Below are 26,991 nucleotides of genomic sequence, written 5' to 3' on the forward strand. Positions count from 1 at the left end.
CGAAGCGGGCCGAAGTAAAGCGTGGCTTGTTCTTCTTTTATTTCGCGGGCGTGGGCGTGGCCGCTGCACCCGGCGCCTGGGTGGGCGCCGGTGCGGGCATGGCTGGTGCCACCGGCGTTGCCACAGGTGCAGCCGGCGCGCTCATCGCAGCGGGGGCTGCCACCGGCGTGGCCGGCGCTGCATTGGCATTGCCGCCATGGAACTTCATCATCAGCGGCACGATCAGCAGCGCCACGATGTTGATGATCTTGATCAGCGGGTTGACAGCCGGGCCGGCGGTGTCCTTGTAGGGGTCACCCACGGTGTCGCCGGTCACGGCGGCCTTGTGCGTCTCGGAGCCTTTGCCGCCATGGTTGCCGTCCTCAATGTATTTCTTGGCGTTGTCCCAGGCGCCGCCGCCGGTGCACATGGAGATTGCCACGAACAGGCCGGTCACGATGGTGCCCATCAGCAGGCCGCCCAGCGCGGCGGGGCCCAGCAGCAGGCCGACCAGGATCGGCACCACCACCGGCAGCAGCGAGGGGATCATCATTTCCTTGATGGCGGCCGTGGTCAGCATGTCCACCGCCCGGCCGTATTCGGGCTTGGCCGTGCCTTCCATGATGCCCTTGATCTCGCGGAACTGGCGGCGTACCTCCACCACCACGGCACCGGCGGCGCGGCCCACGGCTTCCATGGCCATGGCGCCGAACAGGTAGGGAATCAGCCCGCCGATGAACAGGCCGATGATCACCATCGGGTCGCTCAAATCAAAGCTGATGGCCTTGCCGTAGGCTTCGAGTTTGTGCGTGTAGTCGGCAAACAGCACCAGTGCAGCCAGGCCGGCCGAGCCGATGGCATAACCCTTGGTCACGGCCTTGGTGGTGTTGCCCACCGCGTCCAGCGGGTCGGTCACGGCACGCACTTCGGGGGGCATGTCCGCCATCTCGGCGATGCCGCCAGCGTTGTCGGTGATCGGGCCGTAGGCGTCGAGTGCCACCACGATGCCGGCCATGCTCAGCATGGAGGTTGCGGCAATCGCAATGCCATACAGGCCGGCCAGCGTGTAAGAGACCCAAATCGCGATGCAGACACAGATCACGGGCCAGGCGGTTGAACGCATGGACACGCCAAGGCCGGCAATGATGTTGGTGCCGTGGCCGGTGGTGGAGGCTTGCGCGATATGGCGCACCGGGGCGTACTGCGTGCCGGTGTAGTACTCGGTGATCCAGACCAGCGCGCCGGTCAGCACCAGGCCCACGGCGCAGGCGCCGAACAGGGCCATCTGCGTGCCTGCCGCCTTGATGGCGTTGTCGGGCATCAGCCAGGTGGTCACAAAGTAGAAGGCGATCAGCGACAGGCCGCCGGCCACCGCCAGGCCCTTGTACAGCGCCGGCATCACGTTGGTCATGCCGGGCGAAGCCTTGACGAAGAAGCAGCCGATGATGGACGCGATGATGGACACCGCGCCGAGCGCCAGCGGATACACCACCGCGCTGGTGCCGGCGTTGGTGACGAGCAGGGCGCCCAGCACCATGGTGGCGATCAGCGTCACCGCGTAGGTTTCGAACAGGTCGGCGGCCATGCCGGCGCAGTCGCCCACGTTGTCGCCGACGTTGTCGGCGATCACGGCCGGGTTGCGCGGGTCGTCTTCCGGAATGCCGGCCTCGACCTTGCCCACCAGGTCGGCGCCGACGTCAGCGCCCTTGGTGAAAATGCCGCCGCCCAGGCGCGCGAAGATGGAAATCAGCGAGGAGCCGAAGGCAAAACCGATCAGCGGGTTGAGCAGGTTGGCCAGGTTGGCATTGGGCGTGTAGTTGCCGTTTCCCACCAGAAACCAGTAAAAGGCCGTGACGCCCAGCAGGCCCAGGCCCACCACCAGCATGCCGGTGATGGCGCCGCCGCGGAAGGCGACATCCAGAGCGGGGCCAATGCCGCGGGTGGCCGCCTGTGCGGTGCGCACATTGGCACGCACCGAGACGTTCATGCCGATGAAGCCGCAGGCGCCCGAAAGCACGGCGCCGACGACAAAACCAATGGCGCTGGGCACATCGAGGAAGATGCCGATCAGGATCGCCAGCACGACGCCGACGACGGCAATGGTCTTGTATTGGCGCGCAAGGTAGGCGGCGGCACCGGTCTGGATCGCGGCAGCAATTTCCTGCATGCGCGCGTTACCGGCGTCCTGGGAAAGAATCCAGCTGCGGGCCCAGAAGCCGTAAGCCACGGCGGCCAGTCCGCAGACGAGCGCAAGAATGAGCGCTGAGTTGCCTGTCATAGAGAATCTCCTACGTTGTTTTTCGCTTGGAGGAGGCGCCACGCTAGCGGTGCCTCCGCTGCGTTGCTTCCTCGTTGCTCGTGTCCTACGTAGAGACAAGACGATTGGCCAACCTTTGAAATTTAACGCCAAATCGTGACAAGTTCGCGAAGCGTCAGGCCCGAATCAGTAAAATGAGGGTAAATACTGACTGAGCCTTCCACCTTTTCATTACTTCAACACAAAGAGACCATGTCCCTCGATAAAGTTACCCCCGGTAAAAACGCTCCCGACGCTTTCAACGTGATCATCGAAATCCCGATGAACGCCGACCCGGTCAAGTACGAGGTGGACAAGGAGTCCGGCGCGATTTTTGTGGACCGCTTCATGAGCACGTCCATGCACTACCCGACCAACTACGGTTATGTGCCCAAGACCCTCAGCGGCGACGGCGATCCGGTCGATGTGCTGGTGATCACGCCGGTGCCGCTGATCCCCGGTGTGGTGGTGACCTGCCGCGCGATTGGCATCCTGAAGATGACCGACGAGGCCGGCGAAGACGGCAAGGTGCTGGCCGTGCCTGTGGACAAGAAATGCTCGCTGTACACCCAGTGGCAAAAGCCCGAAGACATGAACCCGCTGCGCCTGAAAACCATCGCCCACTTCTTCGAGCACTACAAGGACCTGGAAGACGGCAAGTGGGTCAAGATCCAGGGCTGGGAAGGTCCGGACGCGGCGCGCAAGGAAATCACCGACGGCATTGCCAACTACCTGAAAGAGCAAGCCAGCGCCGCCTGATTTTCAAGCGTTTCAGGTCTGCAGCCCTTGCCAGTCAAGCGCAGATAGCTATCAAAATTAGAGCGCCTGCAGTTCATGCTGCAGGCGCTCTTTCTTTTTGACGGGCGGCGTTCAGGCTGCGCGGGTCGGGTCCGGGAAAATCAGCCCGTGCCAGAACGTGCCCTTGCGCTCGAACGCCTGCCAGCGCCCTTCGGGTTGCGCCAGCCGGTCGGCCACGGCCCACCAGGCGCTCGGGTTCAGGCCCAGGCCGACATGGCTGGCCACCACTTCGACGTTTTCTGTCTGCAGGTTGTCCGGCGACGGTTTCTGGATGCTGCCTTGCCAGGCCACGATGCCGTCGCTGCGTGAATAAATGCTGGTGGTGGGCACCGGCGGCGCGGCGGGCAGGTCGTAGTTTTCAGTTTCACGTGCCACCTTGCGCCCGCTGGCCAGCTCGTAGATGCGCCAGGCGTTGGTGGAACGGTGCGAGCCTGCAAACGGCGTGCCCAGCGTGATCACACTGCGCACCATGTGCGGCAACTCCTTGGCCAGTTCGCGTGCGTACACGCCGCCCAGGCTCCAGCCGATCAGGCTGACCTTGCCGTTGCTGCCTTCGAACGCGCGCCGCACCTGGGCGCGTGCCGCCTCCAGCACGCCGGCGCGCGGACCGAAGTTGAAGCCCTGTTCCCAGCCGCTGGTCTGGTAGCCCAGCGAGTCGAGGTAGCGGCGCAGCGGCATGGTCGAGCCGTCGCTGGCCGACAGGCCGGGAAACACCACCACGCTGTGCTGGTCGCCTTTGGGGGCCCGAGCCAGCAGCGGCCAGGCGGGCAGCAGCGCGCCAAACTCCCACAGGGCGCGCAACTCCAGCGCCAGCAGCCAGGCGCTGGGCGCCGGGCCGTCATGCGGGAGTTGCTGCGCTTGCTTGGGTTGGCGTTTTCGCACGGGAGAGCGGGGTGAGGGTGGTGCCATGGGGAGGGTTATCGGCTTTTTTGGTTTTTTTTTTTGGAGTTGTTCCTGAATGCTCCAGTATTGGGGCGGCAGGACACCTTCACAGAGGGAGACTTCCCTAAAGTCGTCTCCTGCGTGACAAGGGGGCAAAGAGAAACAGGCGTGGTGGGGCTTGGCTTTTCACCGGCGCGGCAGGCCTTGGGGCTGCTCTGTAGCCTGCTTGCGCGTGCCCGTCATCGTGTCGGGTCCGGGCGCCCGCGGCGCGTGGACTGTCGGATGCGGCCCATAATTGAATTCATTCGCAGCGTCCGCAAGAAAGTCCGAAACCATGCCAACCCACATCCGCCTCCCTGCTGCCGCCTTGCTCATCGTGGGTGTGGCGGCGCTGATGGCCTGGGCCGGCTGGCACTTCTATCCTGCATCAACGACCCGCATCGAGACCACGGTGATGGCGCCCGAGGTTCCGGTCGTCATCCGCACCGAGGGCGGTTTGCTGGAGGTGGCCACCGTGATCGCGCAGGAGCGCTTCACACGCTCGGACACCCGGGAGTTCTGGGGCATTCACCTTGGCACGACGGTTTCGCACATCCAGGCGCCCGTGCATTACCGTTATCACATCGCCCTGGCCAAAGAGTGGCATGTGGTGATTCGCGGCAAGACCTGCATTGTCCAGGCGCCCCCCATCAAGCCCAGCCTGCCCGTGGCCTTCGACACCGCGGCCATGCAGATGTACACCCACAACGGCTGGGCGCGCCTGAACAAGCAGGACAATCTGGCGGCGCTGGCGCAGTCGATCACGCCCGAGCTGGAAAAACGCGCGCTGTCTGCCGGTTACCAGCAATTGGTGGTCGAGCCGGCGCGCCAGACGGTGCGGGAGTTTGTCATGCAGTGGCTGATCAAGGAGCAGAAGTGGTCGCGCGAGCCGGGCTACACCGTGGAGGTGTTGTTCCCCGGGGAAGTGCTGCGGGCAAGGCCGCCAGCCAGTTCGCCCGCCCAGGGCAACCAGCTTTGAGGGCTCGGCGTCCAGTTAGCCCGGGCAGACCGCTTGCTGAGGGTCAACCGTGCCTTAAACTGGTGCTACAAATTGTAAAAAGGTGCGCTTGCATGGAAGCTGCTTCGTGATGATTCCCCACGCTTCATACCGGCGGCCATTGATGCTGGTTTCCGGCGTGTGGCTGGTCAACGCGGCCGTGCTTCTTGCCTTTGTGCTGGTTCCCTCGCTGCATTTTGAGCTGCCCGCGGCCGTCCACACGAATCTGCACACGCTGTTCGAAACGGTGTCCATCATCGTGTCGATGCTGGTGTTCTCCGCCGGCTGGTTCACCTTCTCGCGGGAGGGCCGCAGCAATGTGGCGTTGCTGTGCAGCATCTTCCTGGGCGTGGCCATTCTGGATTTTGTCCACCTGCTGTCCTACGACGGCATGCCGGCGTTTTTCATCCCGGCCAAAGACGGCAAGTCCATTTCGTTTTTCCTGGCGGCACGCCTGCTGGTGGCGGGCGCGTTGCTGGCGATTGCGTTCCAGCCCTGGAACCGCCGCATCGGAGACAAGGAGCGTCACTGGCTGCTCGGCCTGAGCCTCGTGTTTGCGCTGGGGGTTTCGGTTTACGGGCTGGCCGAGCCGGCCATCATGACCTGGTTTTATGTTCCGGGTGCGGGGCTGACGACCACCAAGATTGCGGTGGAGTACCTGGTCATCGTGCTCAATCTCGCGGCGGCCGTCGGTTTTTACCTGCGCATGCGCGCGCCGCAGCCCTATCCGCTGGTGCCGCTTTTTGCCGCTGCCTGCCTGATGGCCCTGTCGGAGCTGTGTTTCACCCTGTATGCGACCTTCCATGACCAGTACTCGATCGTGGGCCATGTCATCAAGGTGGAGGCCTATCTTTTTGTTTTCCGGGCCATCTTCATCGAGTTCCTCGAAGGGCCTTACCGCCAACTGGAAAGCGCACGTGCTGATCTGGTGGAAAGCGAGGAAAAGTACAGGCTGCTGTTTGAAAAGGCACCGGATGCCTACCTGATGGCCAATGCCGACGGTTCCTTCCACGCGGCCAACCCGGCGGCTTCCGCCATGTTCGGCATTGCGCGCCAGGACCTGTGGCGGATCGGGCGCAACGATGTGACCAGCGACCCGCGGCTGGCAGGCTTTCTGGAGGAGCGCAGCAGGACCGGTTTTGCGCGGGGGGAGTTGATGCTGCGGCGCGGCGACGGAAGCACTTTTCTGGCTGAGGTGTCTTCCACCACTTACACGGACAGCCGGGGCCGGCAGATGAGCAGTACCTTTGTTCGCGACATCACGGGCAAGCGGCAGGCAGAAGAGGAAGTCCTCAGGCTCAATGCGACGCTGGAGCAGCGTGTGCGTGATCGCACCGCGGAGTTGCGGGCGGCCTACGAGGATCTGGAGCGCCTCTCCCAGGTGATGGCGCATGACCTGCGGTCCCCGCTGCTGGCCATCGAAGGTTTTGCCGGCCTGCTCATGCGCGATGCGAGCCCCTTGCTCGATGAGCGGCAGAAAGGCCATCTGGACAGGATCCGTGCGGCTGCGACACGCATGGCTGACATGATTGATGCGCTGCTTGAATTTGCGGATGTGTCCCGTTCGACGCTGAAGATGCAGACGCTGGACATCGCCGCAATGGCTGACAAGGCGCTTTGGTCCTGCCAGAAACGTGATCCGCAGCGCGTGGTCAAGGCCGTGGTGCAGAGGCCGGTGAATCTGGAAGGCGACCTGCGCATGATCACCCTGGTCATGGAGACCCTGATCGGGGTCGCGTGGAAGAACACGGCACGCAATCAAAATGCCGAAATTGTGGTGGGTGCTGAATCAGGGCCCGCAGGTGAGAGCGTCTGTTTTGTCAGGTACAACGGCACGGAAACCGATGCGGCGGCCGTCGATCAGGCGCTCGAAGCTTTCCCCTCGCTGCGGACCTCCGGGGAGTCGACGCGCAGCGACATCGTTCTTGACAACATGCGATTGGTCATTGCCCGGCACGGCGGACGGGTGTGGCGTGAGTCCACGCCAGGGCGGGGCGCCATCTATCGCTTCACGTTGGGCCAGGTGCCGCATTGAGGCGGCGCACCCGGTACAGCTTGCCTGGGCAAGCGTCCTCTGTCGCCCTCAGTCTTCGAACAGGTACTCGACCTCGCCCAGCCAGCGTTTTTCAATGAGGCTCAGGCTGGCCCGCTTGCCGGCCTGCACCTTGCGCCCCACGGAACTGCGAAACGCGGCGCCTGTCGTTTCTTCCAGCCACCGGTCGGCCGTGTCGTCCGGAAATTCCAGCCCGAGCTTTTCGCCAACTTCGATACCGCTGTCGCAGCCGTGCCTGAAGGCCAGCAGCAGTGACATGGCCAGGCGATGGCGGCCAGCGGCGCAGTGAAACACGCCAATCATCCGGTCGTACACAAAAGGCAGGCTCAGGTCGGCAAGGTGGAGCGGCTGGGGCTCCTGGGCGCCGGCTTCCACCAGCATCTGCCATTGTTGCGGCGTGAAATTGATCATGTCTCCTTTCCTGGACAGCGGCCTTGCGGCTGTCGCGAGAACAGACCTTGCATCAAGGGTGTTGCGTTAGTGTAGGGGGTTATAAGCTTGTGCACCGGTCGGGTTGGCCTTTGGACGGGCTGGCGGTGGGCCTTATTCACATGGGCGCCCGAGGGACCTTGCCGCCATGGTAGGGTGGCCGTCTGATGTTCGCACGCCGGCGCATCCCGGTGCAGACAATCAGTGTGAAAAATTCCCGAAAGGTGGCTTTATGGCGATAGGCTGGTGGACTGTTTTGCAAAGTGTCCCGTGGGCCGAGGTGGTGAGCAACGCCCCCAAGGTTGCTGCTGGCGCGAAGAAGCTGTGGGCCGCGGTGGGCCGGAAACCTCACGCCGGCGCGCAGGTCGCCGATGCCACGCAGGCGTCGCTCTCGCCAGAGGCGCGGGCCATCACCGCCCTGACTGCGCATGTCAGTGAGCTGGAAACGGCGGTGAAAGAACTGCAGGAACAGATGCTCGCTTCCTCGGAGCTGATCAAGGCGCTGGCCGAGCAGAACACGCAGCTGATTTTTCGCATCGAGACGCAGCGGCGCCGCATGGCCTGGCTGGCGGGCGCTCTGGCTCTGGTCGGTATGGCGGCGCTGGCCAGTCTGGTCCTGCTGCTTGCGCGCTGAGGGCAATGGACCTACAGCGGAACGATTTCAAAGCGGGCATCTCCCATGTCGCGGTTCAAGGGGCGAAATGCCGCGAGGATGGCGTCTTCTTCGGCGTTCTCCCACAGCGCGATGACCTGTTCCTCCGCTTCCGACGCCTGCGCGTCCAGAGGCAAGTCCTCGTTGAGCGATTGCACCAGCAGGTAGGCTTGCAGGGAAGGCAGCACCTGGTCGGGGCCGCCCAGGGAAAATTCAAGCGACATGCGAAAACGCAGCTCCGCCGCGGCGCGTTCGTCAGGGCTGAGGCTGGGGCACTCGACGAGCTTGACCTGGTAATGGCCGGCGGGTTGTTTGTTCATGATGGTTCTTTCTTCCCGGGGTTGACGTTGGCATCGCCCAGCAGGCCCTGTTCGTCATCGCGCAGACCGGCGACGGGTGTGGCCTTGGCCAGCGCGACCCACACGCCGAAAGGCAGGGTCTGCCGGGGCCGCCGCGGCGCGGCGCGGGCCACCACCAGCCGCTGTCCTTCGACCTGCATCACGCCGCATTCCGGCGGCACTTCGTCGGCAGCGGCGATGGGTCGGCCTTTGGCGTCGCAGCCCAGGACGTACCAGCACTCGCCGCCCAAATCGAGGTAGGCGCCGCGTTTTTCAGGGCGGCGCAGGTCACCCAGCAAGTCGGAGCGCCGCACCTTGATCTCGTGGACAACGGGTTCGACGTAGGTTTCCACCGAGGTATTGCGGATCGAAAACACGTCGGGCCGCACCAGACACCAGCGTGCGGCGGCGCCGTCGGCCAGTGGCGGCAACTGCGCGCGCAGGCTCAAGGCCCGCCAGGTGATGCGGCCGGCGCGCACCATGTCGCAGGCCACGCGTTCGACCAGCGCCTCGTGCGCCGACAGGGCCGCGCGGTTGCGCACCAGCGCGGCGGCCAGGTAGCTGACGCCGGCATCGGTGACACGCAGGGTTTCGTGGCCTGACGGGCCGGCGACCCGCTGCAGCAGGCCAGCGGCCAGCAACTCGATTTCCAGCAGGTCCTGGCAGGGCCAGCCGGCGGAGCGGTAGATCTCGCGCAGGCGCCGCGCATGGGCGCGGCCCAGCGTGGCGGGCGGGTCGGCCGGCGTGGCGGGGCCGGGGGCGTCGGTGGTGGCGTCGAGCATGAAAAAAACGTCAAAAAAAGGGTGTGGAGCAGGGTTCCGGAAAAAGCTTGAATCAACCGTCCTTATACGCCAAATCGGCCCCCAGCCCAATGAGGGCAAGCGCTGGCAGCTATGAATACTGTAGCGTCACGAGGGGGCATTGCCGCCGGGATCGACCTGCCGGAACGGGTTGCGCCGCTCCAGTTCTTCCATGTAGCCGGCCATGCCTTCGCCCTCGCGCTCCAGGAAGCGCTCTACCGCGTCGGCAAAGGCCGGGTGCGCCAGCCAGTGGGCGCTGGTGGTCTTGACAGGCAGCAGGGCGCGCGCCATTTTGTGCTCGCCCTGGGCCCCGCCTTCGAAGCGCTTGTAGCCGTGGGCGATGCACCATTGCAGCGGCTGGTAATAACAGGCCTCGAAGTGCAGGCAGTCAACCCGTTCCAGCGCACCCCAGTAGCGGCCATAGGCAACCCGGGTTTGGATTATGGAATCCAATCGACCTTCCGCCCTTGTTCCACCTGCGCTGACAGCTATCAAACTCGTAGCAATCGGCCGCCCGTCCCGCTCTGCCACAAACAGCAGCCAGTTCTCCGGCATGGTGTCGGCCATGCGCTGGAAGAAGTCACGACTCAGGTAGGGCGCGTTGCCGTGTTCGTAGTAGGTGCGTTCGTAACAGCGGTAGAAAAAGTCCCAGTCGGCAGTGCTGATGTCTTTGCCCAGCGACCAGCGAAATTGGACGCCGGCCTCCAGCACCTTGCGCCGCTCCTGGCGGATTTTCTTGCGTTTTTCCTGGCTCAGCGACATCAGGAAGTCGTCGAAGTCGCGAAAAGGACGGTCCTTCCCTTCTTCACCAGCCGGGGCCGCGGAGCCGGCTTCGCCGGTCCGCAGGCGCAGCGCCCCCCCGGGGGGCAGCGAGGACACGACAGTGCCTAGCGTGGGGGCTCTATTCGTCCAATGGAATTGCACGTTGTGCCGCAGCATGAGCCCGGCTTCCTCGCAGGCGGCGACATCCGCGTCACTGGCAAACAGCAGGTGCAGCGAGGACAGCCCTTCTTCGGCGCACCAGGCCAGCAGCGCCTGCACCAGCAGCGTGCGGGTGGCGGCATCACGCGCCAGCAGCCGGGGGCCGGGCACCGGCGTGAAGGGCGGCGCCACCAGGGCCTTGGGGTAGTAGGGCAGGCCATGCTGGTGGTAGGCATTGGCCCAGGCGTGGTCGAACACGTATTCGCCGTAGGAGTGGTCCTTCAGGTACAGCGCGCAGGCGCCGACCAGCTGTGAGCCCACGGACAGCGTGACAAAACGCGCGGTCCAGCCGGTCTGCGGGGTGGCACTGCCGCTTACCAGCATGGCGGCGAGGTACTCATGGCGCATGAAGGGGTTCAGGCTGCCGTCGCCTGGCTGCGCCGCAAGCAGGGCGTTCCAGTCGGCGGCCGGGACCTGCAGCGGCGAATCCAGCACGCGGATGACATAATCGTTCGAGTTGTTTTTCACGTGTTTTTCAGGGTTCAATTTCACTCATGCCGCTCAAAATCTGTGTCGCCCAATTGAACTACTGCGTTGGCGACATGCCGGGCAACGCGCAAAAAATCATTGATGCCGCGCGTCTGGCCTATGCCGACGGTGTGCGCCTGTTGCTCACGCCCGAGATGGCGATCTGCGGTTATGCCGCCGAAGACCTGTTTTTGCGCCGCTCCTTCATCGCAGCCTGTGATGATGCCGTGAATCTGGTGGCCAGGGAGCTGGCCGGGTTAAAAGGCCTGACGGTGGTGGTCGGCACGCCGACCCACGGCGACAGCGGCCGAGGCTTGCGCACCAAAAGTGTCGAAGTGCACCAGCGCCACAACGCCGCCCGCGTTCTGCGTGAAGGCGCGGTGATCGCCACCTATGCCAAGCGCGAGCTGCCCAACTACCAGGTGTTCGACGAGCGCCGCTATTTCACGCCGGGGCAGGGCGTCTGCGTGTTCGAAGCCGGCGAGGGTGCCGACGCGGTCAAGGTCGGCCTGCTGATCTGCGAGGACGCCTGGTTCGAGGAACCCGCGCGGCTGGCCAAAGAGGCGGGCGCCGAGCTGCTGGCCGTCATCAACGCCTCGCCTTTCCATGTGGGCAAGGGCGGTGAACGCGAACGCATGATGCGCGAGCGCGTGCTGGCCACCGGCCTGCCCATGGTGTACGCCCACCTGGTGGGCGGGCAGGACGAAATTGTTTTCGAGGGCCATTCCTTTGCCCTGCAGGCCGACGGTGCATTGGCCGGTCGGGCCGAAAGTTTCAGGGAAAATCTGTTCCAGATCCAGGCGGAACGTGCGCCAGGCGCTATTCATTTGGTAGCAGACGAGGTGCCGCTGCGCAGCGCCGAAGCCGATCTGTGGGACGCGCTGGTGCTCGGTGTGCGCGATTACCTCGGCAAAAACGGCTTTCCCGGCGCCATCCTCGGCCTGTCCGGCGGCATCGACTCGGCGCTGGTGCTGGCGATTGCGGTGGATGCGCTGGGCGCCGACAAGGTGCGCACGGTGATGATGCCGTCGCCTTATACCGCCGACATCTCCTGGATAGACGCTCGCGAGATGGCCGCGCGTTTGAAGGTGCGTTACGACGAGATTTCGATTGTTCCGGAGTTCGAAGCCTTCAAGGCCTCGCTGGCCGGCGAGTTCAAAGGCCTGCCGGAAGACACCACCGAGGAAAACATCCAGGCGCGCATCCGCGGCGTGTTCCTGATGGCGCTGTCCAACAAGTTCGGCGCCATTGTGCTGACCACCGGGAACAAGAGCGAAATGGCGACCGGCTACTGCACGCTGTACGGCGACATGGCCGGCGGCTTTGCCGTCATCAAGGACCTGCTGAAAACCACGGTGTTCCGGCTCGCGCAGTGGCGCAACGAGAACGACCCCTACGGCACCGGCAGCAACCCGATTCCCGAGCGCATCATCACGCGCCCGCCCAGCGCCGAACTGCGCGCCGACCAGACTGACCAGGACAGCCTGCCGCCGTACGAGGTGCTCGATGCGATCCTGCAGCGCTACATGGAAAACGACGAAAGCGTAGAGGCCATCGTGGCGGAGGGTTTTGACCGTGCCGTGGTCGAACGTGTGACCCGGCTCATCAAGATCAACGAGTACAAGCGCCGCCAGGCACCAATCGGCATCCGGGTTACCCACCGGAGCTTCGGCAAGGATTGGCGCTATCCTGTCACCAATAAATTTCATGCCTGAACTTGTTAGCCCCCACGCTCCCCACTGCGTGTGGTCGCTGCCCCCTGAGGGGGCGCTGCGCCTGCGGGCCGGCGGAGCCGGACCCGCGGTCCCTGCCGGACTTGAGAGGGGACATGGCCTCGCGCTTTTGACGATATTTAAAACCAACGGAGATATTCAGTGAAACAAATTACCGCCGTCCTCAAACCCTTCAAGCTCGAAGAAGTCCGTGAAGCCCTGGCCGAATGCGGCGTGACCGGTCTCACCGTCACGGAAGTCAAGGGGTTCGGTCGCCAGAAGGGCCATACCGAGCTCTACCGCGGCGCCGAGTATGTGGTCGACTTCCTGCCCAAGGTGAAGGTCGAGGTAGTGGTGAAAACGGAGGATGTGGATCGTTGCGTGGACGCCATCGTGCGCGCCGCCCGCACCGGCAAGATCGGTGACGGCAAGATTTTCATCACCAGCGTCGAGCGTGTGGTGCGCATCCGTACCGGGGAAGAGGACGAAGCGGCGGTCTGAGTAGGCCCCCACGGTCGCTCACTGCGCGTAGCTCCCTGCCCCCCGAGGGGGCCGCTGCGCCTGCGGACTGGCAAAGCCGGACCCGCGGCCCCGGCTGGTCAAGAGATTTCAGCGGCTAGCTCGAAGCGCTCAGCTTAAATCTGGTCAAGCCGCAGCACGTCGGGCGCCACGCCCGCTGACTGCACCAGCTGCTGCAGCAACGGTTCAGCATCGCTGGCGACATGAATCAGGTCCATCTGCCAGTCGTTCATGAAACCGCTGGTCACCGAAGTGGCCAGAAAAGCCAGCAGGTGGTCGTAATAACCGTTCAGGTTCAGCAGGCCGACCGGTTTGGCATGGTAGCCCAGCTGACGCCAGGTCCAGACTTCAAAAAACTCTTCCAGCGTGCCGATGCCACCGGGCAGCGACAGGAAGGCGTCGGCGTGTTCGGCCATGATGCGCTTGCGTTCGTGCATGGTGTCCACGATGTGCAGCTCGGTGCAGCCGGTGTGGGCCCATTCCTTTTCCACCAGCGCCTTCGGAATGACGCCGACGACGCGGCCGCCGGCGGCGAGCGTGGCGTCGGCGACGATGCCCATCAGCCCGTTGCGTCCGCCGCCATAGACCAGCTGGCCGCCATGCTGGCCGATCCACTGGCCGACCTGGCGTGCGGTGTCGGAAAATCCGGGCTCTGTGCCCGGTCGTGAGCCGCAATAAACGCAGATGGAAAAAGCCGGCTTCATGCGACAAACCTCTGGAACAGCGCCGTGACCCAGATGCCTGCGCACAGCAGCAGGCTCAGCAGCACGGCGGCGCTGCCCATGTCCTTGGCGCGTTTGGACAGGTCGTGCCATTCCGGGCCGATGCGGTCAATCGCGGTTTCTATCCCGGTGTTGAGCAGTTCGATGATCATCACCAGGATCACCGAACCGGCCAGCAGGGCGGTTTCCACCCAGCTACGGCCCAGCCAGACGGCGGCGGGAAGCAGCACCAGCGAGGCAATGGCTTCCTGGCGAAACGCCGTTTCCTGCCATCCGGCGCGCAAACCCGCCACCGAGTAGCCGAGCGCATGCCGGATGCGGTTCAGGCCTTTGCGGTCTTTCTGGGGATTGGCGGTAGGCGCGGCCGCCGGATGGCCCTGGAGCGCAGGGGGGGAGACGGTGGAGGCATGTTCAGGCATGGGCCGATTCTCGCGCAGCTGTGTGACGGTGTGATGCGGCTCAGGCATGGCGGAAACGCCGCGAGGCCTCAGGCGGCGCGGGCTGGCGCACCGGCGGGGAGGCTGGACACCAGCCGGGTGCCGGCCAGCGCATCGTGCCAGAACTGCCGGTCCGGGTGAAAGCGCGACAGGATCGCCCAGATGGCGATCCATCCGCCGGCCAGCACGAGCGCCTGCCGCACATCCAGTCCCAGCAGCCAGCTCAGGGCCAGCGGCGGCAAAAACCAGAGCCAGCTCAGGGTGTAGCGCACAAAGGCGCGCTTCTGGCTGACGGCCTGCCCCTGAAGGTCGGTCAGGCGGATGTTCCAGGTCTTCATGGCCAGGGTCTGGCCTTTGGCCCAGAACCAGACGAAATAGATGCCGAACACGACAAACAGGAAGGCCTGCTGGGCGTTGCGGTTGTCCATGGCGTTGCGCGTCTGGCTCAGGGTGCTGAACAGGTAGTCGGCGATGAACACCACGCCGAACATCAGCATGCCCTCATACAGCCAGCAGGCCATGCGACGGCGCAGGGAGGGGGTGGGGAGGCGGTTGGCTTGCAGGGCTGTCAATTTGGTCGCGTTCAGGTCAGGTCGGTTAAGTGCGCCCGGAGGAACCGCAGCCAGACCCTCATGCGGATCGTGTCAGGCCGGCACGGGGCCGGGCCTTGCTGCCTACGGTTTTGCCGGTGCCACGCCGGGTGTGGCCGCCGGCGCGGTGGCTGACAGCACGTCCGGCTGTCCGGCCGGGGGTGGCGTCACCGCGATTTTAGTCGCTGGTTTGCCCTTTGGCTTGTCGGCACGCGAAGGCACCGTCGCCAGCTTTTGTGCCGCAACCGGTTTGGCGGCAGGGGCCGCGCCCGCCGGCTTGGGGGGGGCCTTGGCAGCCAGTTTGCGCTTTTCCTCGTCGCTGAGGGCCTGGTAGGCCTGCCACTTGGCCTGTTTTTCTTCAGGCGTGAGCTCTTTGGACAGCTCTTTGGTCTTTGCAAAATTCAACCGCGCTTGGGCGCGTTGCTGCGGGGTGAGCGCCACCCACTCCTTCATGCGCCCCTGCATCTTGACCTGCTCTTCGGTGGAAAGGGCCGGATAACTTTTGGTCATTTGCAGCCATTTGCGCTTGTGCGTCTGGCTCAGCGTGTTCCAGGTGGGCGCCAGCGGCTTGAGAATCTCGCGTTCCACCGGGCTCAATTCGGTCCAGAGCGGACTGGAAAAAGCGGCCTGCGCGACCACGGTTTTGGCCGGCAACGCTGGCGCTGCGGCGGGGACAGGCGTCTGGGCGCGGGCGTCGGTCGCCCAGACACCCAGGAACAGGCAGAGCAGCCCCACCCATCCCGGCAACGCCCAGGTCGGCCGGGCAGGAATCAGGGTGTCACCTGCGTGTGACAGACGCGCAGGATGGCGGGACAGGGTTCGAGGCATCGATGTAAACGTCTTTCTGCGCGAGAGTCAACCCGGCCCTTAGCGGCTGACCTTGAGGAACTGCACAAATCCGGGGTCGGAAAAGGCGTCGGGCGGCAAGTCGTCGGTCAGCAAGGCGGAGTCGACCTCGGCCAGTTCCTCGACGAAGCTGTCGGTTTGCAGGGAGTTGATCGTCAGCAGGCCGACAACCAAGGCGATCAGGGGCACCACCGATCCGATCCGGTACCACAGGCCGAACCTCTCGCCGGAGCCCCAGGTCAACACCGAGCCGGTGCCGCTTGAGGCCGTGACGGTGGACGTCTGAACCCTGGCCACCTTGCGGGCAGCCACGGCCTGCACGCGCGCCGCACGCAGGCGCTCGGAAATATCGTAAGGCAGGTCCGCCGCCCCTGCGGACAGGTAGGAAGCGGTTTTCAGGCCATAACGGTCCTGCAGGATCTCGGTGCGTTTTTGCGGTGAATGGTTCATAGTTTGATTCCCTTGGCGGCCAAAGCCTTGCTGAGTGCGTGGACGGCCCTCGAACAATGCGTTTTCACACTGCCCTCGGAGCAACCCATGGCGGCAGCTGTTTCAGCAACATCCATTTCCTCCCAATAACGCATCAGAAAGGCTTCTCGTTGACGACCCGGCAGTTCCTTGATCTCGACTTCGATCTGCCGCAAGATCTGCGCCCGCTCGGTCGCATCCTGGGCGCTTTCTGTTCCCTCTGAGTTGGTCGAGGTCTCCAAAGTTTCAAGCAGATCGAAATCGCCATCGTCCCCGGCAGATTCAAAGTCGCTCATGTTGGAAAACAGGGCGTTGCGTGTCTTGCGGCGCCGGAACCAGTCCAGCGTGGTGTTGGACAGGATGCGCTGGAACAGCATGGGCAGTTCGGCCGCGGGTTTGTCGCCGTAGTGCTGGGCCAGCTTCATCATGCTGTCCTGAACGATGTCAAGCGCCGCTTCGTCGTCGCGGACATGGTAGACGCTGCGCTTGAAAGCGCGCTTTTCAACGTTTTTCAGGAAATCGGAGAGTTCTTGTTCAGTTGCCAAGGGGATGCATCCCGATTTGTCCCAGCGTCGTCATTGTTGTGTTTTTCGGGCGCGGTGAAGCGTCCAAAGCTGCAAAATTATCGCATCAGGCATGGCGCCGGCCGGACTTTTTTGCATTCCCCGCTGGCCGTGGGCCACCTGATGCCATAATACGTCCTGCAATTCAAACAGCAAACGGGTCATGACCCGGCGGGATATGTTTCCGTCCATGGTTTTGGCCTCAAGTCTCGACGCTACTCCACAAGAGTGGGCGAAGAGGCACCCAAGGTATTTCGTTAGAGAAATTCACAAAGGTTCATCATGGAAATCTCAAAGGCCGAACTCGCGTCGGCATCAGCGGCGGCAGCTTCTGCCCCCTCAACTCCGCAAGACCTCCGCGGCGCGGAAATCCTCATCAAGGCCCTGCAGGCCGAAGGCGTCAAACACGTCTGGGGTTATCCCGGCGGCGCCGTCCTGCATATCTACGACGCTTTTTACAAGCAGGACACGATTCAGCACGTCCTGGTGCGCCACGAACAGGCGGCCGTTCATGCGGCTGACGGTTATGCCCGCGCCACCGGCGAAGTCGGCGTGGCCTTGGTCACTTCCGGCCCCGGCGTGACCAATGCCGTCACCGGAATTGCGACGGCCTACATGGACAGCATCCCGATGGTGATCATCACCGGCCAGGTGCCCACGCACGCCATTGGCCTGGATGCCTTCCAGGAGTGCGACACCGTCGGCATCACACGCCCCATCGTCAAGCACAACTTCCTGGTCAAGGACGTGCGGCAGATGGCCGAGACCCTGAAAAAGGCCTTCCACATCGCACGCAGCGGCCGGCCTGGCCCCGTGGTGGTGGACATCCCCAAGGACGTCTCGTTCAACAAGACGCCCTACAGCGGTTACCCGCAAACCGTCGAAATGCGTTCCTACAACCCGGTGCGCAAGGGCCATGGCGGGCAGATCCGCAAGGCGCTGCAGTTGCTGATGACGGCCAAGCGGCCCTACATCTACACCGGTGGCGGCGTGTTGCTGAGCAATGCCTCGCAGGAGTTGCGCACGCTGGTGGACATGCTGGGTTACCCCTGCACCAATACGCTGATGGGCCTGGGCGCCTACCCGGCCAGTGACAAAAAATTCCTCGGCATGCTGGGCATGCACGGCACCATCGAAGCCAACAACGCCATGCAGCACTGTGATGTGCTGCTGGCCGTCGGCGCGCGTTTTGACGACCGCGTGATCGGCAACCCGAAACACTTTGCGCAGAACGAACGCAAGATCATCCACATCGACATCGACCCGTCGAGCATCTCCAAACGCGTGAGGGTGGACATCCCCATCGTTGGCGATGTCAAGGATGTGCTGACCGAGCTGATCGCGATGATCAGGGAGTCCGGCCTCAAGCCTGACGGCGACGCGCTGGGCGGCTGGTGGGAAACCATTGAAGGCTGGCGCAAGCGCGATTGCATGAAATACAGCCTGGGCAAGGGCGACGTGATCAAGCCGCAGTACGTGGTGGAGACGTTGTGGAACATGACCAAGGACGCCGACACCTACATCACGTCCGATGTCGGCCAGCACCAGATGTGGGCGGCGCAGTACTACAAATTTGACGAGCCGCGCCGCTGGATCAACTCCGGTGGTCTGGGCACCATGGGTGTAGGTATCCCTTACGCCATGGGCATCAAGCTGGCCAGGCCTGACAGCGAGGTGTATTGCATCACCGGCGAAGGCTCGGTGCAGATGTGCATCCAGGAGCTCTCGACCTGCCTGCAATACAACACGCCGATCAAGATCGTGTCTCTGAACAACCGCTACCTGGGCATGGTGCGCCAGTGGCAGGAAGTCGAATACGCCGGCCGTTACAGCAGCAGCTACATGGATGCCTTGCCGAATTTCGTCAAGCTGGCCGAGGCCTATGGCCACGTCGGCATGCTGATCGAGAAACCGCAGGACGTCGAGCCTGCGTTGCGTGAGGCGCGCAAGCTCAAGGACCGTACCGTGTTCATGGACTTCCGCACCGACCCCACCGAGAACGTGTTCCCGATGGTGCAGGCCGGCAAGGGCATCACTGAAATGCTGCTCGGGTCCGAAGACCTGTAAGCGGTACACGCCATTTTTTCAACCGTCACCTGACGAATCTATTGTCTGCCGAGCCAGCGCATTACCGTGCGCCGGGGAGGGCAGCGAAAAGAGGAATCTTCACATGAAACACATCATTGCAGTTTTGCTGGAAAACGAGCCGGGCGCTCTTTCCCGCGTGGTCGGCCTGTTTTCGGCGCGCGGCTACAACATCGAAAGCCTGACGGTGGCACCGACCGAAGACGCCAGCCTGTCGCGCATGACTATCCAGACCACCGGCTCCGACGACGTGATCGAACAGATCACCAAACACCTGAACCGGCTCATCGAGGTCGTCAAGGTGGTGGACCTGACCGAAGGCTCCTACACCGAGCGCGAGCTCATGATGGTCAAGGTCCGCGCCGTTGGCAAGGAGCGCGAGGAGATGAAGCGCATGGCTGATATATTCCGCGGTCGGATCATCGATGTCACCGAAAAGAGCTACACGATCGAGCTGACCGGTGACCAGTCCAAGAACGACGCCTTCCTGGAAGCGATTGACCGCAGCGCGATCCTGGAAACCGTGCGTACCGGTTCCAGCGGCATAGGGCGCGGCGAGAGAATTCTGAGAGTCTGATTTTCAGTGGTCCGTGCGCGCGTTTCGACAGGCTCAACGCGAACGGATTTTGACAGTGGCGATGTGTGCTGACCGTTCGCCCTGAGCCTGTCGATGGGCATTTTCGCCAGAACCTGCAGATAATTTCTTCGGAGAGAAAAATGAAAGTTTATTACGACAAAGACTGCGACCTGAGCCTGATCAAGGGCAAGACCGTCGCCATCATCGGTTACGGCAGCCAGGGTCACGCCCACGCGCAGAACCTGAACGACAGCGGCGTCAAGGTCGTGGTCGGCCTGCGCAAGGGTGGCGCTTCCTGGCCCAAGGTCGAAAAAGCCGGCCTCAAGGTCGCTGAAGTGGCCGATGCCGTCAAGGCGGCCGATGTCGTGATGATCCTCCTGCCTGATGAGCAGATCGGCGCGGTCTACAAGAACGACGTGGCCCCCAACATCAAGCAGGGCGCTTCCCTCGTATTCGCCCACGGCTTCAACGTGCATTACGGTGCCGTGATCCCGCGCGCCGACCTCGACGTCTGGATGGTCGCGCCCAAGGCCCCCGGCCACACCGTGCGCAATACCTACACCCAGGGCGGCGGCGTGCCTCACCTGGTGGCTGTCCACCAGGACAAGAGCGGCAAGGCCCGTGACCTGGCTCTGAGCTACGCCATGGCCAACGGCGGCGGCAAGGCCGGCATCATCGAAACCAACTTCCGTGAAGAAACCGAGACCGACCTGTTCGGCGAGCAGGCCGTCCTGTGCGGCGGCACGGTCGAGCTGATCAAGGCCGGTTTCGAGACGCTGGTGGAAGCCGGCTATGCGCCGGAAATGGCCTACTTCGAATGCCTGCACGAGCTCAAGCTGATCGTTGACCTGATTTATGAAGGCGGTATCGCCAACATGAATTACTCGATCTCCAACAACGCCGAATACGGCGAGTACGTAACCGGCCCGAACATCGTGACCTCGGCCACGAAAGAAGCCATGCGCAAGTGTCTGAAGGACATCCAGACCGGCGAATACGCCAAGAGCTTCCTGCTGGAAAACCAGGCCGGTGCGCCAACCCTGTTGAGCCGCCGTCGCCTGAATTCGGAGCACCAGATCGAAATCGTGGGCGAAAAACTGCGCGCCATGATGCCCTGGATTGCCAAGAACAAGCTGGTCGACCAGACCCGCAACTGATATCCAGCGGGGCTTACCGGCTCCGCTTGGTCCAGTCCTCAAGCCGCGCAAGACATTTGCGCGGCTTTTTTTCATTTGTGGTGGTCTTCGTTTGGTATCCTCGGAGCATGAATCATTCACTATCGGCGCAGCATGGTTGGCGCGAAAACGGTCCTGACACCGGGAGCTCACAGCATGCATGACGGTCACGAGGCCATGCAGGAGTCCGACGAGCTCGTCCCGCGCAAGCGGCGCAAGGGCATTTACATCCTGCCCAACCTGTTCACCCTGGCGGCGCTGTTTGGCGGGTTTTACGCCATCGTGATGGCCATGAATGGCCGCTTCGACCAGGCGGCGATCGGTGTCTTCTGCGCGATGGTGCTCGACAGCCTGGACGGCCGCGTGGCGCGCATGACCAACACCCAGAGCGCGTTCGGCGAACAGATGGACTCGCTGTCCGACATGGTGTCCTTCGGCGCGGCGCCCGCATTGATCGCCTATGTGTGGGCCTTGACCAGTCTGGGCCGCTGGGGCTGGATTGCAGCGTTTGTGTATTGCGCTTGCGCTGCGCTGCGGCTGGCCCGCTTCAATGTCAACACGGCGGTGGTCGACAAGCGGTTCTTCCAGGGCCTGCCTTCACCGGCGGCAGCCGCGCTGGTCGCGGGCTTCATCTGGCTGATGACCGAGGCCGGCGTGCGCGGCGAGGAAGTTCGCTGGCTCATGTTTGCGTTGACCCTGTACTCGGGCCTGACCATGGTCACCAACGTGCCGTTTTACAGCTTCAAGGACGTGAGTCTTAAGCGCAGTGTTCCGTTTGTGGTCATCGTGCTGATTGCCCTGGGCATCGCCGTGATCAACATCGATCCGCCCACCGTCATGTTCGGCCTGTTTGTCATCTACGGTTTTTCCGGCTACGCGCTGTATGGTTGGCGCAAGGCCAAGGGGCAGCAGACCAGCGTGATCTCGACCTCGACCGATGAGCCAGATGAACGCGGCCTGCACAAGTAGGCCCCCCATCCCCGCTGGCCAAGGCCCGGTCACAATTTGTGGTACATTGATTTCCATGAAACGAATTTCGCTTGCACTATCGCTACTGGACCGACACGGGCACAGGCGATAGCGCACGCGCGCGATTCCAAACGGCCCGTATGCAAACGCAGCGGGCCGTTTTGTTTTGGGCTGCGTTTTTGGACTATCAGATCGACCTCTCAGGAGAACAAGCATGGCAGATAAATTGATCATTTTCGACACCACCTTGCGTGATGGTGAGCAGTCGCCCGGTGCCTCGATGACGCGCGATGAAAAGCTGCGTATTGCCCGCCAGCTCGAACGCCTGCGGGTCGATGTGATCGAAGCCGGTTTTGCTGCCAGCTCCAATGGTGACTTCGAGGCGGTGCAGGCAATTGCCAATGCCATCAAGGACTCCACCATCTGTTCGCTCTCGCGCGCCAACGACCGGGACATTTCCCGCGCGGCCGAAGCGCTCAAGGGGGCCAACAATGCCCGCATCCACACCTTCATTGCCACCAGCGCCCTGCACATGGAGAAAAAGCTGCGCATGAGCCCCGAGCAGGTGCTGGAGCAGGCCAAACTCTCGGTGCGTTTTGCGCGCAACCTGGTGGCTGATGTCGAGTTCAGCCCGGAAGACGGCTACCGCAGCGATGTCGACTTCCTTTGCCGCGTCATCGAGGCCGTGATCGCCGAAGGCGCCACCACGATCAACGTGCCCGACACGGTCGGCTACGCCGTTCCCGAGCTCTACGGCAACTTCATCAAGACACTGCGCGAACGCGTGCCCAACAGTGACAAGGCCATCTGGTCGGTGCATTGCCACAACGACCTCGGCATGGCGGTGGCCAATTCGCTGGCGGGCGTGAAAATTGGCGGCGCGCGCCAGGTCGAGTGCACGATCAACGGCCTGGGCGAACGTGCCGGCAACTGCTCGCTCGAGGAAATCGTCATGGCGGTGCGGACGCGCAAGGACTATTTCAACCTCGAGATGAACATCGATCCGGTGCATATCGTTGCGGCCAGCCGCATGGTGAGCCAGACCACCGGGTTTGTGGTGCAACCGAACAAGGCCGTGGTCGGGGCGAACGCCTTTGCCCATGCCTCGGGCATCCATCAGGACGGCATGCTCAAGGCACGCGAGACCTACGAGATCATGCGTGCCGAAGATGTGGGCTGGAGCTCCAACAAGATGGTGTTGGGCAAGCTCAGCGGCCGCAATGCTTTCAAGCAGCGCCTGCAGGACCTGGGCATCCAGATGGAAAGTGAAGCCGACACCAACGCTGCCTTTGCCCGGTTCAAGGAACTCGCCGACGGCAAGAGCGAGATTTTCGACGAGGACATCCTGGCGCTGGTCAGCGACGAAAGCGTGACCCACGAGAAAGAGCAATACGGCTTTGTCTCGTTGTCCCAGCACAGCGAAACCGGCGAGCGCCCGCAGGCGACGGTGGTTTTCACCGTTGACGGCAAGGAAGTCCGCGGCGAATCGGACGGCAACGGCCCGGTGGACGCCTCCCTCAAAGCCATTGAAACCCACGTCAAAAGCGGGGCAGAGATGGTGCTTTATTCCGTGAACGCCATCAGCGGATCCACGGAAAGCCAGGGCGAAGTCACGGTGCGTCTGCAAAACAGCGGCCGTGTGGTCAACGGTGTCGGCGCCGATCCGGACATCGTGGTCGCTTCCGCCAAGGCTTATTTGAGCGCCTTGAGCAAGTTACAAAGTAAAGCGGACCGGGTTGCGGCCCAGGGTTGATGTCTGAAGGTTTGAAAAAACCTTTTATATTCAACAGTTTAGTAAGTTTTTGTGGTTTTTGAGGGGTTCAAAAGCCATATCGCGGATGTCTTCACTGTTGCGTTTAGGAAAGTCACGCAAGCATTTGATATTGCGTGACTTTTTCTATTTGTATACACTGCGGTTTCGTATTAATCGCATCTGGAGACGAATCAATGTCCATCACGCTGAATTCGGTTTTCAAACAGACCTTACAGGTCGTTGGAATTCTTACCTTTTCGGCGGCCCTGATTTCGCCTGCGGCTGACGCCGCGACGGCGAAGCGCCAGATCGTTAAAAAGTCACACGCTGCCAAGACTGTGTCGAAAACGGTGGTTTCCAGCAGGAAAAGCGCCCGTTTTGTCACCAAATCCGCGCGCAAGTCCGTGGTGATCGTGGCCTCGCCGCCCCGTCTGTCATTTGGCCAGCTGGCCGGCCTGCACGGCGCGCAGGATCCGCTTGACCTGAAATCCAGCGTGGCCTTGGTGATCGACCAGGACACCCGGGAAGTGCTGTTCAGCAAGAACGACCATGCGGTGCTTCCCATTGCTTCGCTGACCAAACTGATGACGGGCGTGATCGTCAGCGGCGCGCACCTGCCGATGGACGAGACCATCACCATCACTCAGGACGACGTTGACACCGAAAAGGGCAGCAGCTCACGCCTGCGCGTGGGCGCCAGCCTGACACGTGGCGAACTGCTGCATCTGGCCTTGATGTCCAGCGAAAACCGCGCCGCGCATGCGCTTGGCCGCACTTACCCGGGCGGCATGGCCACCTTCGTGAGCCTGATGAACGCCAAGGCCAGAATGCTGGGCATGAAAGACACCCGTTATGTGGAGCCGACCGGCTTGTCCAGCCAGAACCAGTCCAGCGCACAGGACCTGGCGACACTGGTCAATGCGGCCCATGGGGACCCTGTCCTGCGCGAGTTGTCCACCTCGACCGGCTACCAGGTTGCGGTCGGCCGCCAGACCCTGCAGTACAACAACACCAACCGCCTCGTGAAGAATCCCGAGTGGGAAATCGGCCTGCAAAAAACCGGCTACATCTCCGAAGCCGGCCAGTGCCTGGTCATGCAGACAAAAATCGCCGGGCGCAAGCTGATCATGGTTTTTCTTGATTCTGCTGGCAAATTGAGCCGCCTCGGTGATGCAGAACGGGTCCGCCGCTGGGTGGAGTCGCAACCGGTCCACGCTCCCAGAATCAGTGCAAGCACCCAGCCGAACAACGGCTGAGGCTCGCTTTTTCCACTGATCATCGAGGCAGGCCGGGGCCGCTGGAATGCTATCAAAAAAGTAGCTACCAACGCACGGCGTATAAGGACTAGGCCCGTTTTTACTTGAAGTTGTTGGGTTTGTAGCCCAGCGCCGCCGAGATCTCGCTCGCGGTGGACTGCAGCTTGGGCAGCCAGTTTTCATCGAGCCGGTCGGCCGGCGCAGAAATCGACAGTCCCGCCACCAGCTTGCTCTGGTCGTCGTAAATGCCTGCGGCCATGCAGCGCACCCCCAGTTCCAGTTCCTCGTTGTCGCGGGCAATGCCGTACTGGCGTGCCTTGGAGAGTTCGCGCTCCAGAACCGCCAGCTGGGTGATGCTGTTTTTGGTCTGGCCCGGCAAACCGGTGCGGGTGGCATAACTGCGCAGGCGCTGGGGATCGTCAAACGCAAGGAACAGTTTGCCCACCGAGGTCAGGTGCAGCGGCGCGCGCCCGCCGATGGCACGCACCACCTGCATGCCCGAGCGTTCGCTGAAGGCGCGTTCGACATAAATGATTTCATCGCCCTGGCGCATGCTCAGGTTGACGGGTTGCTGGATCAGCCGGTGGAGCTCGCGCATCGGCGTCAGCGCCGCGTCCCGGACGCTCAGGCGCGCCTTCACCAGGTTGCCAAGCTCCAGCAGGCGCATGCCCAGCCGGTAGCTGCCCGCCACAGGCCGGTCGACAAACCGGCCTGTGGCCAGGTCGTTCAGGATACGGTGTGCTGTTGACGGGTGCAGGCCTGATTTTTCGCTGATTTCCTTGAGCGAGACGGCTTCCTCCCGACCCGCCAGAATTTCCAGCAGGGTGAACATGCGCTCGATGACCTGAACCGTGGGTTTGGCGGGCGTGGCGAGGGAATCTTGCTTTTTCATGGGTGCGACCTTCATCAGATTTTAGCTGGTGAAATCAGCACGCCGCGGCGGGCCGCCGTTTCGGCTTGATCTGCCGCACGGACGGCATGGTCAGGCGGCCTATTCAGGCGGCGCTGGCTGGCGCCGGGTTGGCAACGTCCACCCACTGCCCATCGACCAGGATCTGGTTGGGTACAAACCGGGCCTTGTAGCTCATCTTCGGGCTTTCGGCGATCCAGTAGCCGAGGTACACATGCGGCAGGCCCAGTTGCCGGGCCTGGTCAATTTGCCAGAGCACGCTGTAAGTGCCATAACTGGCATGCGCGTCGGGCTCGTAAAACGTGTACACCGCCGACACGCCGTCTTCCAGCACGTCGAGGATGGACACCATTTTCAGCGCCCCGGCCTCGCCATTGGGCAGGGTGTCGCGAAACTCCACCAGGCGCGAGTTGACGCGGCTTTGCAGCAGGAACTGCGTGTACTGGTCAATGCTGTCGTGGTCCATGCCGCCGCCCGCGTGGCGGCCATTCTGGTAGCGCAGATAAAGCTGGTAGTGCTCGGGCATGAAGCACAGCTTGAGCACGCGAACCTGCAGTCCCTGGTGCTGCTTGCGGGCACGGCGCTGGCTGCGGTCCGGCCGGAATGTCGCCACCGGCACGCGCAGGGGAACGCAGGCCTGGCAGCCGTCGCAATAGGGACGGTAAGTGAACATGCCGCTGCGGCGAAAGCCGCTGGTCACCAGCTCCGAGTAGGCAGCGTTGTGAATCAGGTGGCTGGGGGTGGCGACCTGCGAGCGGGCCTGCCTGCCCGGCAGGTAGCTGCAGGGGTAGGGCGCTGTCGCATAAAACTGCAGCGTCTGCAGGGGCAGGTCTTTGAGGTGCGTCACGTCATCAGGTCGTTCTGCGGTCTGGCCGTCAATAGCTGCTGCCAGTATAGGGCGTCAAATTCCCAGCGGGGCGGGGCCTGGGCCACAAGCGTGGCCACCTGTGCGACAAATTCCGCGCGGGGAATTTCCGCCGCGCCGAGCGAGGCCAGGTGCCGCGTATTTTGCTGACAGTCGATCAGGGGCAGGCCCTTGGCGCGGCAGAACGCCACCAGCGCCGCCAGCGCCATCTTGGACGCGTCGGTCTGGTGCGCGAACATCGACTCGCCAAACACCATGCCGCCCAGGTTGACGCAATACAGCCCGCCGACGAGCTGGCCGTTCACCCAGGTTTCCACGCTGTGGGCGTGGCCGGCGCGGTGCAGGGCGGTGTAGGCCTTGACCATGTCCGGCACGATCCAGGTGCCCGGCTGGTCGTCACGCGGCGTGCTGGCACAGGCGTGGATCACCTCCGGAAAAGCCGTGTCAAAACGGATCTCATGGCCGGCTGCGCCGATGAAACGCAGCAGGCTCTTGCGCAATGAGCGGTGCAGCTTGAAATTATCGGTACGCAGCACCATGCGCGGGTCAGGGCTCCACCACAGAATGGGCTGGCCGACCCCGAACCACGGAAAGATGCCCAGCGCATACGCTTGCCGCAAGCTCGCCACATCGAGAGAGCGCCCCGCTGCCAGCAGGCCAGGCGCCGGGTCGCCCTCGCCCCAAGCCGTTTCCACCGGTGGAAAGGGTTCGTCCGCATCCAGCCAGGGCAGGGGGTGGGGTGACTTGCGCATGGCAGGTGAGTGAGGCGAGGGTGTGGGCTGGCGTGCTGGTTGCCCGCGCCGGCGGCGCAAGGACAGCATCCGCAAATGGT

The 26,991-nt window shown here is 63.0% G+C and carries 28 protein-coding genes; 12 read left to right on the top strand and 16 right to left on the bottom strand.

Annotated elements, in window-relative coordinates:
• Positions 1-37 precede the first annotated feature (37 nt).
• Positions 38-2,257 (bottom strand): sodium-translocating pyrophosphatase, encoded by a 2,220-nt coding sequence (locus AAG813_RS12165; RefSeq protein WP_341915411.1) that lies wholly within the window; start codon positions 2,255-2,257, stop codon positions 38-40.
• A gap of 231 nt (positions 2,258-2,488) precedes the next feature.
• Between AAG813_RS12165 and ppa the strand changes: the two genes are divergently transcribed.
• Positions 2,489-3,034: an inorganic diphosphatase gene (ppa, locus tag AAG813_RS12170; RefSeq protein WP_341915414.1), complete on the top strand. Its 546-nt coding sequence runs from the start codon at positions 2,489-2,491 to the stop codon at positions 3,032-3,034.
• Between the two features lie 111 nt (positions 3,035-3,145).
• Here ppa and AAG813_RS12175 read toward each other — a convergent pair whose 3' ends face one another.
• Positions 3,146-3,955: an alpha/beta hydrolase gene (locus AAG813_RS12175; RefSeq protein WP_341915418.1), complete on the bottom strand. Its 810-nt coding sequence runs from the start codon at positions 3,953-3,955 to the stop codon at positions 3,146-3,148.
• 334 nt (positions 3,956-4,289) lie between these two features.
• On the opposite strand from AAG813_RS12175, the gene AAG813_RS12180 reads away from it, so the two are divergent.
• Positions 4,290-4,973 (top strand): hypothetical protein, encoded by a 684-nt coding sequence (locus AAG813_RS12180; protein WP_341915422.1) that lies wholly within the window; start codon positions 4,290-4,292, stop codon positions 4,971-4,973.
• Positions 4,974-5,115: 142 nt separating this feature from the next.
• Complete coding sequence (locus tag AAG813_RS12185; RefSeq protein WP_341915425.1) at positions 5,116-7,026, top strand: MASE3 domain-containing protein; 1,911 nt, start codon at positions 5,116-5,118, stop codon at positions 7,024-7,026.
• Positions 7,027-7,074: 48 nt separating this feature from the next.
• Here the strand turns inward: AAG813_RS12185 and AAG813_RS12190 are convergent, their stop codons facing one another.
• Complete coding sequence (locus AAG813_RS12190) at positions 7,075-7,455, bottom strand: hypothetical protein (protein WP_341915429.1); 381 nt, start codon at positions 7,453-7,455, stop codon at positions 7,075-7,077.
• 274 nt (positions 7,456-7,729) lie between these two features.
• Here AAG813_RS12190 and AAG813_RS12195 point away from each other — a divergent pair, with 274 nt between their 5' ends.
• Positions 7,730-8,107, top strand: a complete 378-nt coding sequence (locus tag AAG813_RS12195; protein WP_341915432.1) for a hypothetical protein — start codon at positions 7,730-7,732, stop codon at positions 8,105-8,107.
• An 11-nt stretch (positions 8,108-8,118) separates the two neighbouring features.
• Here AAG813_RS12195 and AAG813_RS12200 read toward each other — a convergent pair whose 3' ends face one another.
• The 3 genes from AAG813_RS12200 to AAG813_RS12210 form a co-directional block, all read right to left on the bottom strand.
• A complete protein-coding gene (locus AAG813_RS12200) occupies positions 8,119-8,445 on the bottom strand; it encodes a hypothetical protein (RefSeq protein ID WP_341915435.1) in 327 nt (108 codons plus the stop codon).
• The gene (locus tag AAG813_RS12205; RefSeq protein ID WP_341915438.1) at positions 8,442-9,245 is read right to left on the bottom strand and encodes a hypothetical protein; all 804 of its coding nucleotides are present in this window, start codon (positions 9,243-9,245) and stop codon (positions 8,442-8,444) included. Before AAG813_RS12205 ends, AAG813_RS12200 begins: the two co-directional genes overlap by 4 nt.
• Before the next feature lie 126 nt (positions 9,246-9,371).
• Positions 9,372-10,736, bottom strand: a complete 1,365-nt coding sequence (locus AAG813_RS12210; protein WP_341915441.1) for a GNAT family N-acetyltransferase — start codon at positions 10,734-10,736, stop codon at positions 9,372-9,374.
• Positions 10,737-10,738: 2 nt separating this feature from the next.
• Here AAG813_RS12210 and AAG813_RS12215 point away from each other — a divergent pair, with 2 nt between their 5' ends.
• Both AAG813_RS12215 and AAG813_RS12220 read left to right on the top strand, forming a co-directional pair.
• Positions 10,739-12,427 carry an NAD+ synthase gene (locus AAG813_RS12215; RefSeq protein ID WP_341915445.1) on the top strand — a complete coding sequence of 563 codons (1,689 nt, stop codon included), beginning with the start codon at positions 10,739-10,741 and terminating at the stop codon, positions 12,425-12,427.
• 159 nt (positions 12,428-12,586) lie between these two features.
• Positions 12,587-12,925 carry a P-II family nitrogen regulator gene (locus tag AAG813_RS12220; protein ID WP_096665314.1) on the top strand — a complete coding sequence of 113 codons (339 nt, stop codon included), beginning with the start codon at positions 12,587-12,589 and terminating at the stop codon, positions 12,923-12,925.
• A 134-nt stretch (positions 12,926-13,059) separates the two neighbouring features.
• Here AAG813_RS12220 and AAG813_RS12225 read toward each other — a convergent pair whose 3' ends face one another.
• The 7 genes from AAG813_RS12225 to AAG813_RS12255 all read right to left on the bottom strand — a co-directional run bounded on the left by AAG813_RS12225 (position 13,060) and on the right by AAG813_RS12255 (position 16,761).
• Positions 13,060-13,647 carry a TIGR00730 family Rossman fold protein gene (locus AAG813_RS12225; RefSeq protein WP_341915451.1) on the bottom strand — a complete coding sequence of 196 codons (588 nt, stop codon included), beginning with the start codon at positions 13,645-13,647 and terminating at the stop codon, positions 13,060-13,062.
• Positions 13,644-14,084: a diacylglycerol kinase gene (locus tag AAG813_RS12230; protein WP_341915455.1), complete on the bottom strand. Its 441-nt coding sequence runs from the start codon at positions 14,082-14,084 to the stop codon at positions 13,644-13,646. The genes AAG813_RS12225 and AAG813_RS12230 overlap by 4 nt, the downstream gene beginning before the upstream one ends.
• 68 nt (positions 14,085-14,152) lie before the next feature.
• The gene (locus AAG813_RS12235) at positions 14,153-14,674 is read right to left on the bottom strand and encodes an RDD family protein (protein WP_341915457.1); all 522 of its coding nucleotides are present in this window, start codon (positions 14,672-14,674) and stop codon (positions 14,153-14,155) included.
• Between the two features lie 102 nt (positions 14,675-14,776).
• On the bottom strand, positions 14,777-15,520 hold the full coding sequence (locus AAG813_RS12240; protein WP_341915460.1) for a DUF3106 domain-containing protein: 744 nt from the start codon (positions 15,518-15,520) through the stop codon (positions 14,777-14,779).
• 39 nt (positions 15,521-15,559) lie between these two features.
• Positions 15,560-15,988 carry a DUF3619 family protein gene (locus tag AAG813_RS12245; RefSeq protein ID WP_341915463.1) on the bottom strand — a complete coding sequence of 143 codons (429 nt, stop codon included), beginning with the start codon at positions 15,986-15,988 and terminating at the stop codon, positions 15,560-15,562.
• Positions 15,985-16,551, bottom strand: coding sequence for an RNA polymerase sigma factor (locus tag AAG813_RS12250; RefSeq protein ID WP_096665297.1), 567 nt, complete (start codon positions 16,549-16,551; stop codon positions 15,985-15,987). Before AAG813_RS12250 ends, AAG813_RS12245 begins: the two co-directional genes overlap by 4 nt.
• A 30-nt stretch (positions 16,552-16,581) precedes the next feature.
• On the bottom strand, positions 16,582-16,761 hold the full coding sequence (locus AAG813_RS12255; protein WP_341915467.1) for a hypothetical protein: 180 nt from the start codon (positions 16,759-16,761) through the stop codon (positions 16,582-16,584).
• Positions 16,762-16,851: 90 nt separating this feature from the next.
• Between AAG813_RS12255 and AAG813_RS12260 the strand changes: the two genes are divergently transcribed.
• The 6 genes from AAG813_RS12260 to pbpG all read left to right on the top strand — a co-directional run bounded on the left by AAG813_RS12260 (position 16,852) and on the right by pbpG (position 24,384).
• A complete protein-coding gene (locus AAG813_RS12260; RefSeq protein ID WP_341915471.1) occupies positions 16,852-18,636 on the top strand; it encodes an acetolactate synthase 3 catalytic subunit in 1,785 nt (594 codons plus the stop codon).
• A 103-nt stretch (positions 18,637-18,739) separates the two neighbouring features.
• Positions 18,740-19,231, top strand: coding sequence for an acetolactate synthase small subunit (gene ilvN, locus AAG813_RS12265; protein WP_096665291.1), 492 nt, complete (start codon positions 18,740-18,742; stop codon positions 19,229-19,231).
• A 140-nt stretch (positions 19,232-19,371) separates the two neighbouring features.
• Positions 19,372-20,388, top strand: coding sequence for a ketol-acid reductoisomerase (ilvC, locus tag AAG813_RS12270; protein WP_300520291.1), 1,017 nt, complete (start codon positions 19,372-19,374; stop codon positions 20,386-20,388).
• A 174-nt stretch (positions 20,389-20,562) separates the two neighbouring features.
• Entirely contained in the window at positions 20,563-21,375 is an 813-nt protein-coding gene (gene pssA, locus AAG813_RS12275) for a CDP-diacylglycerol--serine O-phosphatidyltransferase (protein WP_341915480.1), read from the top strand.
• A 214-nt stretch (positions 21,376-21,589) separates the two neighbouring features.
• Complete coding sequence (locus AAG813_RS12280) at positions 21,590-23,128, top strand: 2-isopropylmalate synthase (protein WP_341915483.1); 1,539 nt, start codon at positions 21,590-21,592, stop codon at positions 23,126-23,128.
• 194 nt (positions 23,129-23,322) lie between these two features.
• The gene (gene pbpG / locus AAG813_RS12285) at positions 23,323-24,384 is read left to right on the top strand and encodes a D-alanyl-D-alanine endopeptidase (protein ID WP_341915487.1); all 1,062 of its coding nucleotides are present in this window, start codon (positions 23,323-23,325) and stop codon (positions 24,382-24,384) included.
• 100 nt (positions 24,385-24,484) lie between these two features.
• Here the strand turns inward: pbpG and AAG813_RS12290 are convergent, their stop codons facing one another.
• The 3 genes from AAG813_RS12290 to aat form a co-directional block, all read right to left on the bottom strand.
• Complete coding sequence (locus AAG813_RS12290) at positions 24,485-25,276, bottom strand: IclR family transcriptional regulator (protein ID WP_341915491.1); 792 nt, start codon at positions 25,274-25,276, stop codon at positions 24,485-24,487.
• A 103-nt stretch (positions 25,277-25,379) separates the two neighbouring features.
• The gene (locus AAG813_RS12295; RefSeq protein ID WP_341915494.1) at positions 25,380-26,141 is read right to left on the bottom strand and encodes an arginyltransferase; all 762 of its coding nucleotides are present in this window, start codon (positions 26,139-26,141) and stop codon (positions 25,380-25,382) included.
• A complete protein-coding gene (gene aat, locus AAG813_RS12300) occupies positions 26,138-26,911 on the bottom strand; it encodes a leucyl/phenylalanyl-tRNA--protein transferase (protein ID WP_341915498.1) in 774 nt (257 codons plus the stop codon). Before aat ends, AAG813_RS12295 begins: the two co-directional genes overlap by 4 nt.
• Positions 26,912-26,991: the final 80 nt, after the last annotated feature.

This window comes from Polaromonas sp. YR568 (assembly GCF_943371715.1).
Lineage (GTDB): Bacteria > Pseudomonadota > Gammaproteobacteria > Burkholderiales > Burkholderiaceae_C > Polaromonas.

Excerpts from the sequence above, each read along its gene's own strand:
- AAG813_RS12180 (WP_341915422.1), top strand. The coding sequence starts at position 4,290 with ATGCCAACCCACATCCGCCTCCCTGCTGCCGCCTTGCTCATCGTGGGT.
- AAG813_RS12205 (WP_341915438.1), bottom strand. The coding sequence starts at position 9,245 with ATGCTCGACGCCACCACCGACGCCCCCGGCCCCGCCACGCCGGCCGAC.
- AAG813_RS12260 (WP_341915471.1), top strand. The coding sequence starts at position 16,852 with ATGGAAATCTCAAAGGCCGAACTCGCGTCGGCATCAGCGGCGGCAGCT.
- AAG813_RS12200 (WP_341915435.1), bottom strand. The coding sequence starts at position 8,445 with ATGAACAAACAACCCGCCGGCCATTACCAGGTCAAGCTCGTCGAGTGC.
- AAG813_RS12190 (WP_341915429.1), bottom strand. The coding sequence starts at position 7,455 with ATGATCAATTTCACGCCGCAACAATGGCAGATGCTGGTGGAAGCCGGC.
- AAG813_RS12245 (WP_341915463.1), bottom strand. The coding sequence starts at position 15,988 with ATGAACCATTCACCGCAAAAACGCACCGAGATCCTGCAGGACCGTTAT.
- AAG813_RS12225 (WP_341915451.1), bottom strand. The coding sequence starts at position 13,647 with ATGAAGCCGGCTTTTTCCATCTGCGTTTATTGCGGCTCACGACCGGGC.
- AAG813_RS12165 (WP_341915411.1), bottom strand. The coding sequence starts at position 2,257 with ATGACAGGCAACTCAGCGCTCATTCTTGCGCTCGTCTGCGGACTGGCC.
- AAG813_RS12255 (WP_341915467.1), bottom strand. The coding sequence starts at position 16,761 with ATGGACGGAAACATATCCCGCCGGGTCATGACCCGTTTGCTGTTTGAA.
- pbpG (WP_341915487.1), top strand. The coding sequence starts at position 23,323 with ATGTCCATCACGCTGAATTCGGTTTTCAAACAGACCTTACAGGTCGTT.
- AAG813_RS12290 (WP_341915491.1), bottom strand. The coding sequence starts at position 25,276 with ATGAAAAAGCAAGATTCCCTCGCCACGCCCGCCAAACCCACGGTTCAG.
- AAG813_RS12230 (WP_341915455.1), bottom strand. The coding sequence starts at position 14,084 with ATGCCTGAACATGCCTCCACCGTCTCCCCCCCTGCGCTCCAGGGCCAT.
- ilvN (WP_096665291.1), top strand. The coding sequence starts at position 18,740 with ATGAAACACATCATTGCAGTTTTGCTGGAAAACGAGCCGGGCGCTCTT.
- AAG813_RS12240 (WP_341915460.1), bottom strand. The coding sequence starts at position 15,520 with ATGCCTCGAACCCTGTCCCGCCATCCTGCGCGTCTGTCACACGCAGGT.
- ilvC (WP_300520291.1), top strand. The coding sequence starts at position 19,372 with ATGAAAGTTTATTACGACAAAGACTGCGACCTGAGCCTGATCAAGGGC.
- pssA (WP_341915480.1), top strand. The coding sequence starts at position 20,563 with ATGCATGACGGTCACGAGGCCATGCAGGAGTCCGACGAGCTCGTCCCG.
- aat (WP_341915498.1), bottom strand. The coding sequence starts at position 26,911 with ATGCGCAAGTCACCCCACCCCCTGCCCTGGCTGGATGCGGACGAACCC.
- AAG813_RS12215 (WP_341915445.1), top strand. The coding sequence starts at position 10,739 with ATGCCGCTCAAAATCTGTGTCGCCCAATTGAACTACTGCGTTGGCGAC.
- ppa (WP_341915414.1), top strand. The coding sequence starts at position 2,489 with ATGTCCCTCGATAAAGTTACCCCCGGTAAAAACGCTCCCGACGCTTTC.
- AAG813_RS12185 (WP_341915425.1), top strand. The coding sequence starts at position 5,116 with ATGCTGGTTTCCGGCGTGTGGCTGGTCAACGCGGCCGTGCTTCTTGCC.
- AAG813_RS12280 (WP_341915483.1), top strand. The coding sequence starts at position 21,590 with ATGGCAGATAAATTGATCATTTTCGACACCACCTTGCGTGATGGTGAG.